The following is a 13,292-nucleotide window of genomic DNA, read 5'->3' on the forward strand; positions in this document are numbered from 1 at the left end:
CTTTTTACTTTGTGTTATAATTAAAGGTAAACAATCCTGAATGAAAGGAAAAGGAATGCTGCTTCAAAACTGCATTCTATCAGATAAATTATGAGTAAAATTATTGAGTTGCCAGAGGTTTTGGCCAACCAGATTGCTGCAGGTGAAGTGATTGAACGACCGGCCAGTGTGGTTAAAGAATTGGTTGAAAATTCGATTGATGCTGGAAGTAGTCAGATTACCATCGAGATTGAAGAATCAGGTCTTAAGAAGATTCAAGTCACTGATAATGGTGAGGGAATTTCTCAAGAGGATGTGGCTTTAAGTTTGCATCGCCATGCTACAAGTAAGATTAAAAGCCAAGCTGACCTTTTTCGTATCAGAACTTTGGGATTCCGCGGTGAGGCCATTCCTTCCATTGCCTCAATTAGCCACTTTACAGTGAAAACAGCGACAGCTGATGAACACTATGGAACGCTTTTAGTGGCAAAGGGGGGCGATATTGAGCGACAAGAACCAATTTCAACACCTGTCGGGACAAAAATTACTGTTGAAAATCTTTTTTACAATACACCTGCTCGTCTCAAATATATGAAGAGCTTGCAATCAGAGTTGGCTCATATCGTTGATGTGGTTAATCGCTTGAGCCTAGCTCACCCAGAAATTGCCTTTACTTTGATTAATGATGGTCGTCAAATGACAACGACTTCTGGGACAGGTGATTTGCGTCAAGCCATCGCTGGTATTTATGGTTTAAATACAGCTAAGAAAATGATTGAAATCTCAAATGCTGACCTTGATTTTGAAGTCTCAGGTTATATTAGCTTACCAGAATTGACGCGTGCAAATCGCAATTACATCACCATTTTAATCAATGGTCGCTACATCAAAAACTTCTTGCTCAATCGTGCGATTTTGGATGGTTATGGATCAAAATTGATGGTTGGTCGTTTCCCAATTGCGGTCATTGACATTCAAATCGACCCTTATCTTGCCGATGTCAATGTTCACCCGACGAAACAAGAAGTCCGTATCTCAAAAGAAAAAGAGTTGATGAGCTTAATCAGCTCTGCAATTGCAGAGAGTTTGCGTGAGCAAGATTTGATACCAGATGCACTGGAAAATCTAGCTAAGTCAAGTACTCGTGGTTTTTCAAAACCTCAGCAAACGAGCTTGCCGTTGAAACAAACTGATCTTTACTATGATAAAGAACGTCATGATTTCTTTGTGAAATCAGATACGGTTGAAGAAGAGCCAGCGCAGTTATTTAATGAGGTTGACAAAGCTGTCAAGAAAGTTGACAAGCAATCTTCAGTTAGGTATGCACAGCGTTCAGCGGTAGGTCAAGCGTATGATGAGCATGATGATCTTGATTTTAAAAATAAAACGAAAATCAATCGCATGATTGAAAGTCTTGATAAGGAGGAAGTTTCTACTTTCCCTGAGTTAGAGTACTTTGGGCAAATGCACGGCACTTATCTTTTTGCGCAAGGTAATGGTGGGCTTTATATCATTGACCAGCATGCGGCTCAGGAACGTGTCAAGTATGAGTATTATCGTGACAAAATTGGCGAAGTTGATGATTCATTACAACAGTTGCTAATGCCATATCTATTTGAGTTTTCTGGGGCAGATTTCATCAAAATTCAAGAAAAAATGGAGCTTCTAAATCAAGTTGGCATTAATTTAGAACCATACGGCAATAACACTTTTATCCTTCGCGAGCATCCTATTTGGATGAAGGAAGAGGAGATTGAGACAGCTGTTTATGAAATGTGCGACATGTTGCTGTTGACCAATGAAGTTTCTGTCAAGAAATACCGTGCTGAGTTAGCGATTATGATGTCATGTAAACGATCAATCAAGGCTAACCATACCCTTGATGACTATTCAGCCCGACAACTCATTGTTCAATTATCTCAATGTAAGAACCCTTATAACTGCCCACACGGACGTCCAGTACTTGTTAATTTTACCAAGTCAGACATGGAAAAAATGTTCCGTCGTATTCAAGAAAATCACACAAGTTTAAGAGAGTTAGGAAAATACTAAATGTACGATTATATCAAAGGAAAATTAACTAAAATTACTGCGAAATACATTGTCATTGAAGCAGGGGGATTAGGCTATATTGTCAATGTTGCTAATCCTTACAGCTTTTCAGATTTGATGAATCAAGATATCCAAGTCTACCTTCATCAAGTAATTCGTGACGATGCTCAACTTTTGTTTGGCTTTCATACTGAAGACGAAAAGGCTGTTTTTCTTAATCTGATTTCAGTTTCTGGGATTGGTCCTACAACTGCGCTAGCTATTATCGCAGTGGATGATAATGAAGGTTTGGTCAATGCCATCGATACAAGCGACATCAAATACTTGATGAAATTTCCGAAAATCGGGAAAAAAACTGCCCAACAAATGGTTTTGGATTTGGCAGGAAAATTTGTCGATGTTTCTGTGGAAAATGGCAAAGTTTCTCAGAACAAAGCGGCAGCAAACGAGCAGCTTGAAGAAGCCATGGAAGCTCTTTTGGCACTTGGCTACAAAGCAGCAGAGCTTAAGAAAATTCGTAAGTTCTTTGAAGGCACAAATGAAACAGCAGAACAATACATCAAATCAAGCCTTAAAATGCTGATGAAAGGCTAAGAATCAAGGAATTTTAGGAGATGTTTCACATGAAACGTTGTAGTTGGGTAAAGGAAAGTAATCCTTTATATGTTGCTTACCACGATACGGAGTGGGGAAAACCATTGCATGATGATCAAGCATTGTTTGAACTTTTGTGCCTTGAAACTTATCAAGCTGGTCTTTCGTGGGAGACCATTCTTAATAAACGCGCAGCATTTAACCAAGCCTTCTACGATTATGATGTGGCAAAGGTAGCGCAGATGTCTGATGATGAACTTGAGGTTCTTCTTCAAAATCCAGCAATCGTTCGAAATCGTCGTAAGATTTATGCGACTAGAAGTAACGCACAAGCTTTTATGAAGGTCCAAGAGGCATTTGGCTCTTTTGACAAGTATCTTTGGAGCTGGGTTGATAACACGCCAATTGTAAATGATGTTGAGAATTATGCGACCTTTCCTGTCAGCACGCCTTTATCTGAAAATCTTTCTAAGGATTTAAAAAAACGTGGCTTTAAATTTGTAGGTCCTGTTTGTGTTTATTCTTTTCTTCAGGCAGCAGGTTTGGTAAATGACCATGAAGTAGATTGTGATTTTAAATCAATTTAGTCATCTGATAGTGTCAGGTGGCTTTTTTTGACACTCTTGTCAATTATCTGTAAAACATCTTGACAGTATTAGTGAAATAAGGTATTCTGTAAAGAAAATTCTGTGAAGGATTAGTGGGAGATATGGAAAGTTTAAGCATAAAAAGGAATACATTAGTTTTTTTACTATCAAATTTTCTGGTTAGTGTGGCTTATTCGCTGCCGCATTCTATTTTGACAGTAATTTTATTAGCCAAAGGTTTAAGCTTATCACAAATTCTAATCATTCAGTCAGCTTATAGTATTGCTATCGTCTTATTTGAATTTCCAAGTGGACTATTAGCAGATAATTATTCCAGAAAAAATCTTTACAGCCTGTCAAAGCTATTTTTAATCATCATGTTTTTGGTTGTACTATTTAGCAATCAGTTTTACTTGATTTTTGCGGCTTGGTTTTGTTACGGGATTGCCACAGCTTTAGATAGTGGAACGCTTGATGCTTACATTATTAATCAGCTTAAATTAGCACACCGTGAAGCAGAACTTCGAAAATTTCTGGCCTTAAGTAATCGTCTAGAAATCGTTGGACTCTTACTAGGAAGTAGTCTAGGTGGGATTCTTTATCACTTTATCGGGATTAACATTTATGTCTTAGGAACAGTTTTTCTTGTGGCTTCAACCCTTATCAGTTTTTTCTTTTTTAAGGAAACAACAAAGTCAGACTCACTACAAGATAGTCATGTAATGGTTTTGAAAAAGCAAATTACTGATAGTTTTAAAGAACTTCGCAAGCAGCCACGTTTGAGTTTAATTCTGATTTTTGATTTTCTAACTCAGATTTTCTTTCAGACACATTTTCAGCTTTGGCAATCATTTTTCTTAAGCAAGGGGATTGATAGTCAGTATTTTCCGTTCTTTTATATTACTTTTCAAGTCATCACGCTTTTTTCATATTCTATCAACATTGATGGTGTTAAAAAGTATGCTGGTGTGCTTAAGTTCAGTCCGTTGATTGTTTTTCTACCGTTGACATTCTTTTTAGGGAAGATTGAGATTTTCTTGACAGCTTATTTCATATTTGTTTTTGTCTTTTATGTGATTGAATTTATTTTAAATTATCAATTTAACAAAATGGTTTCTGTTGAGAATATTTCTTCTTTGATTTCATTTAAGTCAACAGTAAGTCGTATAGGAAGTGTTTTACTACTATGCATATTAAGTTTTATGGTGAAGCAAATGTCTGTTTCAGCAGTCATGGCAATCAACTTTATGCTATCTTTGGTTTTGCTTGCAGTCTTGTCTGTGATAATTATGAAAAAAACTGTCGTTGACAGTGATGTAAAGTAAATTTACAATAATTTTACACTTGTTTACGTGAAGCTTATTGCAAAAAACGTTAATTTTCAGCAATTTTTGATAGAATAAAACTAAATTACGAATAGATAAGTAGGTGGCAATTATGAAAGCTGAGATTATCGCTGTAGGAACAGAGATTTTAACAGGACAAATCACAAATACGAATGCACAATTTCTATCAGAGGAATTTGCTAAGTTAGGGATTGATGTCTTTTTCCAAACGGCAGTTGGGGACAATGAAGAACGTCTTTTGTCTATCATTGATTTGGCAAGTAAGCGTAGCGATTTAGTTGTTCTCTGTGGTGGTTTAGGACCAACTGAGGATGATTTGACAAAGCAAACCTTAGCAAAATATTTAGGGCGTAACCTGGTCTTTGACGAACAGGCAAGTAAACGTCTAGATGAGTTCTTTGCGACACGTCCTCAATTTACAAGAACAGCTAACAATGAACGCCAAGCTCAACTGATTGAAGGTTCAACTCCTTTGCAAAATAGCACTGGTTTGGCTGTAGGTGGAGTGATTGAAGTTGACGGCGTCACTTATGTTGTTCTTCCTGGCCCACCAAGTGAGCTTAAGCCAATGGTCTGGGATTATTTAGTACCTTTGTTATCTAGCGACCATAAGCAACTTTATTCACGTGTTTTGCGTTTCTTTGGCATTGGAGAAAGCCAACTGGTAACTGTTTTATCAGATTTGATTGACAACCAAACCGATCCAACCATTGCACCATATGCTAAGACAGGTGAAGTAACGCTGCGTTTGTCAACGAAAGCAGACGACATTGAATCAGCTAAGGCAAAACTAGACCAGCTAGAGCAAAAAATTCTTTCTAAGAAGACTTTAAATAGCATTCCGCTTGAGAATTTGCTTTATGGTTACGGTGATGACAATAGTATGGCGCGTGTTGTTTTTGATTTGCTTAAGAAAAAACACAAGACTATCACAGCTGCAGAAAGTTTAACAGCAGGGCTATTTCAATCAAGTATTGCAGACTTCTCAGGCTCTTCATCAGTCTTTAATGGTGGTTTTGTGACTTATAGCATTGAAGAAAAATCAAAAATGCTTCAGATTCCATTAGAAGAGTTGCAAGAACACGGGGTTGTTAGTCACTTTACAGCTGAGAAAATGGCTGAGCAATCTCGCAAGTTAACAGATGCTGATTTTGGGATTGGATTGACAGGAGTTGCAGGACCAGATAGCTTAGAAGGTCACCCAGCGGGAACAGTTTTCATTGGTATTGCTACTAGAGAAAAAGTTCATTCTATTCGTGTTCTCATAGGTGGACGAAGCCGTTCAGATGTGCGTCATATTGCATGTTTGTATGCATTTAACTTAGTACGTCAAGCTTTATTACAAGATTAAATTCTGCTATAATAGAGCTAGTTTGAACAAACAGAAAGGGAAAAATTTGGCTAAAAAGACAAAGAAAACAGAAGCTATCACGAAGAAATTCGGTGATGAGCGTAAAAAAGCACTTGATGATGCTTTGAAATTAATTGAAAAAGATTTTGGTAAGGGAGCTGTTATGCGCCTTGGTGAACGCGCTGAACAAAAAGTTCAAGTGATGAGTTCAGGTAGCTTGGCTCTTGATATCGCTCTTGGTGCAGGTGGTTATCCTAAAGGACGTATCATTGAAATCTATGGTCCTGAAAGTTCAGGTAAAACAACTGTTGCCCTTCATGCTGTAGCACAAGCTCAAAAAGAAGGCGGTATCGCAGCCTTTATCGATGCTGAACATGCCCTTGACCCAGCTTATGCAGCAGCCCTTGGTGTTAATATTGATGAACTTCTTTTGTCACAACCTGATTCAGGAGAACAAGGTCTTGAAATCGCTGGAAAATTGATTGATTCAGGTGCGGTTGATCTTGTTGTTGTCGACTCTGTTGCAGCTCTTGTTCCACGTGCCGAAATCGATGGTGATATTGGTGATAACCACGTTGGTTTGCAAGCTCGTATGATGAGTCAAGCTATGCGTAAACTATCAGCTTCTATCAATAAAACAAAAACAATTGCCATCTTTATTAACCAATTGCGTGAAAAAGTTGGTGTTATGTTTGGTAACCCAGAAACTACACCTGGTGGACGTGCCCTTAAATTCTACTCTTCAGTTCGTCTAGATGTGCGAGGAAACACACAAATCAAAGGTACTGGTGATCAAAAAGATAGCAACATTGGTAAAGAAACTAAAATCAAAGTTGTTAAAAACAAAGTTGCTCCACCATTTAAAACTGCTGAAGTGGAAATCATGTATGGTGAAGGAATTTCACGCACTGGTGAATTGATTAAAATCGCTAGTGATTTGGATATCATTAAAAAAGCTGGTGCTTGGTTCTCTTACAACGGTGAGAAGATTGGTCAAGGTTCTGAAAATGCTAAGAAATATTTGGCAGATCACCCAGAAATCTTTGACGAAATCGACCACAAAGTTCGTGTTCATTATGGACTTGTTGAAGAAACTGAAGATGAAAAAGCAGCAAAACTTTCTGAAGAATCAGCAGCAACTACTGAAAATGTAGATGAAGTTGTTCTTGATTTGGATGATGCGATTGAAATTGAAGAATAATTTTGAAAGCACTTTAAAGCTTGAAACGATGCGTTTCAGGCTTTTTTGGTTATTTGTGGCTCAAAAGTCGTTAATTTTTGCAAAAAAAATAAATCTTTTTAATTGACTTTTCGAAAAAATAGGTCTTAGGTCCCATGTGCTCCATTATGTATGTGTGCTATAATACAACTATCATGGGATAGAAAGTGAGAGTGCACATGATTAAAATTTACACAATTTCAAGTTGTACAAGCTGTAAGAAAGCCAAAACATGGCTCAACGCTCATCAGCTCCCTTATAAAGAACAGAATTTAGGAAAAGAACCACTATCACGAGAAGAAATCTTAGCGATATTAACAAAAACAGAAAACGGTATTGAAAGTATTGTTTCATCTAAAAACCGTTATGCAAAAGCACTTGACTGCGATATTGAGGAATTAAGTTTAAGTGAGGTTATCGACCTTATCCAAGCTAATCCACGTATCCTAAAAAGCCCAATTTTGATTGACGATAAACGTCTTCAAGTTGGTTATAAAGAGGATGATATCCGTGCTTTCTTGCCACGCTCAATTCGTAATGTGGAAAATGCCGAAGCTCGTCTTCGCGCAGCTTTGTAATATATTATATAGTAGAAAAGATGCCTTTTGGTGTCTTTTTTTAACTCTTAATTAGTATGAAATAAATCTTAAAAAAGTGTAAAAATGAAAAAGTTTACATCCTCTCTATGTCAGCTTTTCTGACCACTTTTGCTGAAAATGATCAAGAATCTGAATAAACTTTGGTTAAATAAAGTCAGATTCTTGTGAAATCTTAGTGAATAAGCTATAATAATTGGTGACAGCTATTTAGAAAGAAGGTGTAAGTATGGGATTTACAGATGAAACTGTACGCTTTAATTTAGACGATAGCAACAAGAAAGAAATTAGTGAAACTTTAACAACGGTTTATCGCTCTCTTGATGAAAAAGGTTATAACCCAATTAATCAGATTGTAGGTTATGTCCTAAGTGGTGACCCTGCTTATGTGCCTCGTTACAATGATGCTAGAAATCAGATTCGTAAATACGAACGTGACGAAATTGTTGAAGAGCTTGTCCGCTATTATCTCAAAGGAAATGGAATCGATTTGAAATGAGAATCATGGGACTAGATGTCGGCTCAAAGACTGTTGGTGTAGCGATTAGCGACCCACTTGGTTTTACAGCACAAGGCGTAGAAATTATCAAAATTGATGAAGAAGCTGGCGAGTTTGGGTTTGAAAGACTTGGAGAGTTAGTTAAACAGTATAAAGTTGATAAGTTTGTGGTTGGTTTACCTAAGAATATGAACAATACTGAAGGACCTCGTGTAGAAGCAAGTAAGGCTTACGGTGACCAAATTAAAGAACTTTTCAACATTCCTGTGGATTATCAAGATGAACGTTTAACGACTGTTCAAGCAGAACGTATGTTAGTAGAACAGGCTGACGTTAGTCGTGGTAAGCGTAAAAAAGTTATCGATAAATTAGCTGCACAGCTTATTTTGCAAAATTATTTAGATAGAATGTTTTAATCTAATCATTAATTCATTTAAAGGAGACTATTATGGCACATAACCATAACCACGATCATAACCATGATCACGAGCATGAAGTTATTACACTTGTAGACGAACAAGGAAATGAAACTCTTTTTGAAATTCTTTTGACGATCGACGGTCGCGAAGAATTTGGTAAAAACTATGTTCTTTTGGTACCAGCAGGTGCTGAAGAAGACGAACAAGGTCAAATTGAAATTCAAGCTTACTCATTCACTGAAAATGAAGATGGTACTGAAGGTGACCTTCAACCAATCCCTGAAGATTCAGATGCTGAATGGGATATGATTGAAGAAGTCTTCAACAGCTTCTTGGATGAAGACTAAGTTTGTACGATGAGAGGTTAGGAGTATTCCTAGCCTCTTTTTTGTTAGTGTTGAACTCTGTACTAAGAAAGCCCAAAAGTGGCTTTTTTTATTTTACGAATAAGTAAAATAAAGGAGGGTATTTTATGGACAAAAATAGTCGTTTAAGTAAAGAAGAAAAGGATTTCCTAAAACGCTACCAATCCAAGCGCCGTCACCGTTTTAGGGAACTTTTAGCTTACTGTGCTATCCTTAGTAAATTGACTAATGATTAGTTTTTGTTATACTTAGAGTATGACAATTCAAGGAGAGAATAAGTGAATACATCAGAACAAGCAAATGTAGATCAGACCGCTGTGCCATCATACAGTCGTTCATCTCGTAAAATCGGTGAAGTTAGCAGCCATCTAGAACCTTCTAGACGAACAAAGGTGCCTCAACCTCATAAACTTTATATTTTGTTATTGAGTGTTGTAGTGAGCTGCTTATCAGTAGCCGTGCCAATGTTTACAGACATGGCAAATAGCCTACAATCACAAAATCTTTATATTGGATTAATGTTTACGCAAGAACATCTTCCATTTACAGACATGTTTGCGACAGGTGGTTTCTTGTATTATGCAGTGATCGCCTTGGCTTATTACCTTGGTTCAACGTTGTGGTTGGTTCCAATTCAAATCGTTACTTTCTATTTATCAGGAATTTATTTCTATAAATTGGTTAACTATTTCACCAACAGCCAACGTGTGGCAGTGGCATTTAGTGGGGCTTTTTATCTACTTAATGTTGCCCTTGGTTTTGGTGGTTTGTATCCGATCCAATTTGCAATGCCTTTTGTTATGGTCTCATTGTGGTTCTTAACAAAATATTTTGCTGATATTATCAAGGATGAAGCTTTTATTTTATATGGATTTGCGGGCGCTGCAGCTATGCTTCTAGAACCACGTACTTTGGTGTTCTGGGCGCTTTCTTTCCTAACAATTATCGTCTTTAATTTGAAACAAAGACATTTTGCGCGTGGTTTTTACCAATTGTTGTGTATCATTTTCGGGACTATTTTAGTCTTTTACACAGCTGGATACTTTATCTTGAATGCGCAAGTATTGTCACCTTATATTACACAAGCTATTGTTTACCAATTTACTAATTTTGCAGTAAGTGACGGTAATTTGATTTTGACATTGTTGTTCCAACTTGTACTGGCTTTGGCATCAGGGCTTTTGCTTGGTGCGGTGTCATTTGGAAAAGTTGTCAAAGGTGAAGATAAAGTAGCTAAATGGCTTATTTTACTAGTCTTTATCGTCTTCTTTGCGATTGATTTATTTACACAAAGTTATCAATTCTATAACTTATTGGCAGCACTGCCTTTTGGTTTGGTGTTGACTGCTATCGTTTTGGGTGAACAATATCAACGTAGTTTGACTAAAACATCACACCGTCGCAGAAAAGCATCAGACAATGCTGGAATTTTTGGTTTATATCTTAAACGTCACTTCTATTTACCAATTTTAGTGCTTGTCTTTGGTATTGGGCAGCCTTTGGTGCACACTGTTTTATCTGCTAATGCCAATAGTGAACGTGGTATCATTGCAACTTATCTTGCCAAAAATGCGACTAAAGATGATACTGTCTACGTTTGGGATGACTCATCTAAAATTGGAATCAATAGTAAGCTAGCAAGTAGTTCACAATTTACATCTCCAGTTGTGAATACTGCTAAATCTGCTAATGAAAAAGTTTTAGAAGATGAATTGCTACAAAATATGGGGTCATATATTGTGGTCAATAAGGACCAAAAAATTTCTGATTCACTTAAAAATAATTTTTCTTCTAACTATGAAGAGGTCCAAATCGGCGGTATTACAGGCTTTACCGTCTATCATAAAAAATAAAGAAAAACGCAATATCTTGTGGTCGACAAAAAAAGTGACCACAAGATATTGATTTTTTTTTGTCCCGTGTTATAATAGACGAGTAAGAAGGAGTGTTCATATGATTACATTAGAAAAAGAAAAAATTGCTGCACAACCTACTGTAAAAGTTATCAAACGCGATGGACGTTCTGTAAACTTTGATTCAGATAAAATTTATAATGCTTTGGTTAAAGCAAGCAATAATGTGACAAAAATGTCACCAGTTGTTGAAGCAAAATTGGAAACTATTTCAGATAATATCATCGCTGAAATTTTTGATCGCTTCAAAGACAACGTCAAAATTTATGAAATTCAAAATATCGTTGAGCATGAACTTTTAGAAGCTAATGAATACGCAATTGCTCAAGAATATATTAATTATCGTACAAAACGCGATTTTGCACGCTCTCAAGCGACAGATATCAACTTTTCGATTGATAAACTTTTGAACAAAGATCAAACTGTCGTTAATGAAAACGCTAACAAGGATAGTGAAGTCTTCAATACACAACGTGACTTGACTGCAGGTATCGTTGGTAAATCAATCGGTCTTAAAATGTTGCCAGCTCATGTTGCCAATGCTCACCAAAAAGGTGATATTCATTTCCACGACCTTGATTACAGCCCATATACTCCAATGACAAACTGTTGTTTGATTGACTTCAAGGGAATGTTGGGTAACGGCTTTAAGATTGGTAATGCTGAAGTTGAAAGTCCAAAATCAATCCAAACAGCAACAGCACAAATTTCACAAATCATTGCTAACGTTGCCTCAAGCCAATACGGTGGATGTACAGCAGACCGTATCGATGAATTCTTGGCACCATATGCTGAACTTAACTACAAAAAGCACTTAAAAGATGCTGAGGAATGGGTTGCTGAAGAACGCCGCGAAGACTACGCACGTACAAAAACGAAAAAAGATATCTACGATGCGATGCAAAGTCTTGAATACGAAATCAATACTTTGTTCACATCAAATGGACAAACACCATTTACATCACTTGGTTTTGGTCTTGGTACAAACTGGTTTGAACGTGAAATTCAAAAAGCTATTCTTAAAATTCGTATCCAAGGTCTTGGTAGCGAACACCGTACAGCTATCTTCCCCAAACTAATCTTCACATTGAAGAGTGGTCTTAACCTTGAAGAAGGTACACCCAACTACGATATCAAACAATTAGCTTTGGAATGTGCAACAAAACGTATGTATCCAGATGTGCTTTCATACGATAAAATCATTGAATTGACTGGTTCATTTAAAGCGCCAATGGGATGTCGTTCATTCCTTCAAGGGTGGAAAGATGAAAATGGCGTTGAAGTCAACTCAGGACGTATGAACCTTGGAGTTGTTACAGTCAACCTTCCACGTATTGCTATGGAATCATATGGTGATATGGATAAATTCTGGGAACTTTTCAACGAACGTATGGGAATTTGTAAAGATGCGCTTGTTTACCGTGTTGAACGCGTTAAAGAAGCTACTCCAGCAAATGCTCCAATCCTTTACCAATATGGTGCTTTTGGAAAACGTCTTGGTAAATACGATAACGTTGATGAACTTTTCCGTCACCGTCGTGCCACAGTATCACTTGGTTACATCGGTCTTTACGAAGTCGGAACAGTCTTCTTCGGACCAGAGTGGGAAACTAACCCAGAAGCTAAAGAATTCACAGTTGACATTATCCGTAAGATGAAAGATTACTGTGTTAAATGGTCAGATGAATACGATTATCATTTCTCAATCTATTCAACACCATCTGAAAGTTTGACAGACCGCTTCTGCCGTCTTGATACTAAGAAATTCGGTATTGTTAAAGATATTACAGATAAAGAATACTACACAAACTCATTCCACTATGATGTACGTAAGAATCCAACACCATTTGAAAAATTGGACTTTGAAAAAGTTTACCCAGAAGCTGGTGCAACTGGTGGTTTCATTCACTACTGTGAATACCCAGTTCTTCAACAAAATCCAAAAGCTCTAGAAGCTGTTTGGGATTATGCTTATACACGTGTCGGATACCTTGGTACAAATACACCAATCGACCGTTGTTATAAATGTGGTTTTGAAGGAGACTTCACACCAACAGAACGTGGATTTGTTTGTCCAAACTGTGGCAACAGCGATCCAAAATCAGTAGATGTTGTTAAACGTACTTGTGGATACCTTGGTAACCCTCAAGCTCGTCCAATGGTTAATGGTCGTCACAAAGAAATTTCTGCTCGTGTTAAACACATGAATGGATCAACAATTAAAAACCCTGGTGACTACCACATGCACAAAGATAAGAGTTGTTAATAAGACTCGTTAACCAATAATTATGGTTTAGACAGTTTCATGACATATTGAAGCTGGAGACGCTTGTCCCAGCTTCTTTATTATATTGATAAAAAACTTGAAGAAA

At 37.1% G+C, this 13,292-nt stretch carries 13 protein-coding genes; all 13 read left to right on the forward strand.

All coding sequences use genetic code 11. The annotated features are described in order from the left end of the window. The first annotated feature begins 90 nt into the window (after positions 1-90). The 13 genes from mutL (at position 91) to nrdD (ending at position 13,186) form a co-directional block, all read left to right on the forward strand. Positions 91-2,031, forward strand: a complete 1,941-nt coding sequence (gene mutL / locus SFC32_RS02115) for a DNA mismatch repair endonuclease MutL (protein WP_411049453.1) — start codon at positions 91-93, stop codon at positions 2,029-2,031. Further along, the gene (ruvA, locus tag SFC32_RS02120) at positions 2,032-2,625 is read left to right on the forward strand and encodes a Holliday junction branch migration protein RuvA (protein WP_411049452.1); all 594 of its coding nucleotides are present in this window, start codon (positions 2,032-2,034) and stop codon (positions 2,623-2,625) included. Between the two features lie 29 nt (positions 2,626-2,654). Continuing rightward, positions 2,655-3,212: a DNA-3-methyladenine glycosylase I gene (locus tag SFC32_RS02125; protein ID WP_411049451.1), complete on the forward strand. Its 558-nt coding sequence runs from the start codon at positions 2,655-2,657 to the stop codon at positions 3,210-3,212. 122 nt (positions 3,213-3,334) lie between these two features. Next, entirely contained in the window at positions 3,335-4,537 is a 1,203-nt protein-coding gene (locus SFC32_RS02130) for an MFS transporter (RefSeq protein ID WP_411049450.1), read from the forward strand. 112 nt (positions 4,538-4,649) lie between these two features. After that, positions 4,650-5,909, forward strand: coding sequence for a competence/damage-inducible protein A (locus SFC32_RS02135; protein ID WP_258255159.1), 1,260 nt, complete (start codon positions 4,650-4,652; stop codon positions 5,907-5,909). 46 nt (positions 5,910-5,955) lie between these two features. Further along, on the forward strand, positions 5,956-7,110 hold the full coding sequence (recA, locus tag SFC32_RS02140; protein ID WP_039696214.1) for a recombinase RecA: 1,155 nt from the start codon (positions 5,956-5,958) through the stop codon (positions 7,108-7,110). Between the two features lie 197 nt (positions 7,111-7,307). Next, complete coding sequence (gene spx, locus SFC32_RS02145; RefSeq protein WP_004233512.1) at positions 7,308-7,706, forward strand: transcriptional regulator Spx; 399 nt, start codon at positions 7,308-7,310, stop codon at positions 7,704-7,706. A 247-nt stretch (positions 7,707-7,953) separates the two neighbouring features. Continuing rightward, on the forward strand, positions 7,954-8,223 hold the full coding sequence (locus SFC32_RS02150) for an IreB family regulatory phosphoprotein (RefSeq protein WP_003066890.1): 270 nt from the start codon (positions 7,954-7,956) through the stop codon (positions 8,221-8,223). Further along, positions 8,220-8,639 carry a Holliday junction resolvase RuvX gene (gene ruvX, locus SFC32_RS02155; protein WP_020917593.1) on the forward strand — a complete coding sequence of 140 codons (420 nt, stop codon included), beginning with the start codon at positions 8,220-8,222 and terminating at the stop codon, positions 8,637-8,639. Before SFC32_RS02150 ends, ruvX begins: the two co-directional genes overlap by 4 nt. Positions 8,640-8,671: 32 nt before the next feature. Next, positions 8,672-8,989 (forward strand): DUF1292 domain-containing protein, encoded by a 318-nt coding sequence (locus tag SFC32_RS02160; protein WP_006531413.1) that lies wholly within the window; start codon positions 8,672-8,674, stop codon positions 8,987-8,989. Positions 8,990-9,114: 125 nt separating this feature from the next. Next, positions 9,115-9,243: a hypothetical protein gene (locus SFC32_RS02165; protein ID WP_267887989.1), complete on the forward strand. Its 129-nt coding sequence runs from the start codon at positions 9,115-9,117 to the stop codon at positions 9,241-9,243. Between the two features lie 42 nt (positions 9,244-9,285). Then, complete coding sequence (locus SFC32_RS02170) at positions 9,286-10,860, forward strand: DUF2079 domain-containing protein (RefSeq protein ID WP_411049449.1); 1,575 nt, start codon at positions 9,286-9,288, stop codon at positions 10,858-10,860. Between the two features lie 100 nt (positions 10,861-10,960). Beyond that, positions 10,961-13,186, forward strand: coding sequence for an anaerobic ribonucleoside-triphosphate reductase (nrdD, locus tag SFC32_RS02175; RefSeq protein WP_411049448.1), 2,226 nt, complete (start codon positions 10,961-10,963; stop codon positions 13,184-13,186). The last annotated feature ends 106 nt before the right edge of the window (positions 13,187-13,292 follow it).

Origin of the sequence: Streptococcus sp. TATVAM-FAB8 (assembly GCF_046592795.1) — a bacterium.
In the GTDB taxonomy this organism is placed as follows: domain Bacteria; phylum Bacillota; class Bacilli; order Lactobacillales; family Streptococcaceae; genus Streptococcus; species Streptococcus ruminicola.

Bases quoted from the DNA above. Each gene is read 5' to 3' on its own strand.
- spx (WP_004233512.1), top strand. From the start codon at position 7,308: ATGATTAAAATTTACACAATTTCAAGTTGTACAAGCTGTAAGAAAGCC.
- ruvX (WP_020917593.1), top strand. From the start codon at position 8,220: ATGAGAATCATGGGACTAGATGTCGGCTCAAAGACTGTTGGTGTAGCG.
- SFC32_RS02135 (WP_258255159.1), top strand. From the start codon at position 4,650: ATGAAAGCTGAGATTATCGCTGTAGGAACAGAGATTTTAACAGGACAA.
- SFC32_RS02150 (WP_003066890.1), top strand. From the start codon at position 7,954: ATGGGATTTACAGATGAAACTGTACGCTTTAATTTAGACGATAGCAAC.
- SFC32_RS02130 (WP_411049450.1), top strand. From the start codon at position 3,335: ATGGAAAGTTTAAGCATAAAAAGGAATACATTAGTTTTTTTACTATCA.
- nrdD (WP_411049448.1), top strand. From the start codon at position 10,961: ATGATTACATTAGAAAAAGAAAAAATTGCTGCACAACCTACTGTAAAA.
- SFC32_RS02165 (WP_267887989.1), top strand. From the start codon at position 9,115: ATGGACAAAAATAGTCGTTTAAGTAAAGAAGAAAAGGATTTCCTAAAA.
- ruvA (WP_411049452.1), top strand. From the start codon at position 2,032: ATGTACGATTATATCAAAGGAAAATTAACTAAAATTACTGCGAAATAC.
- SFC32_RS02160 (WP_006531413.1), top strand. From the start codon at position 8,672: ATGGCACATAACCATAACCACGATCATAACCATGATCACGAGCATGAA.
- SFC32_RS02125 (WP_411049451.1), top strand. From the start codon at position 2,655: ATGAAACGTTGTAGTTGGGTAAAGGAAAGTAATCCTTTATATGTTGCT.
- mutL (WP_411049453.1), top strand. From the start codon at position 91: ATGAGTAAAATTATTGAGTTGCCAGAGGTTTTGGCCAACCAGATTGCT.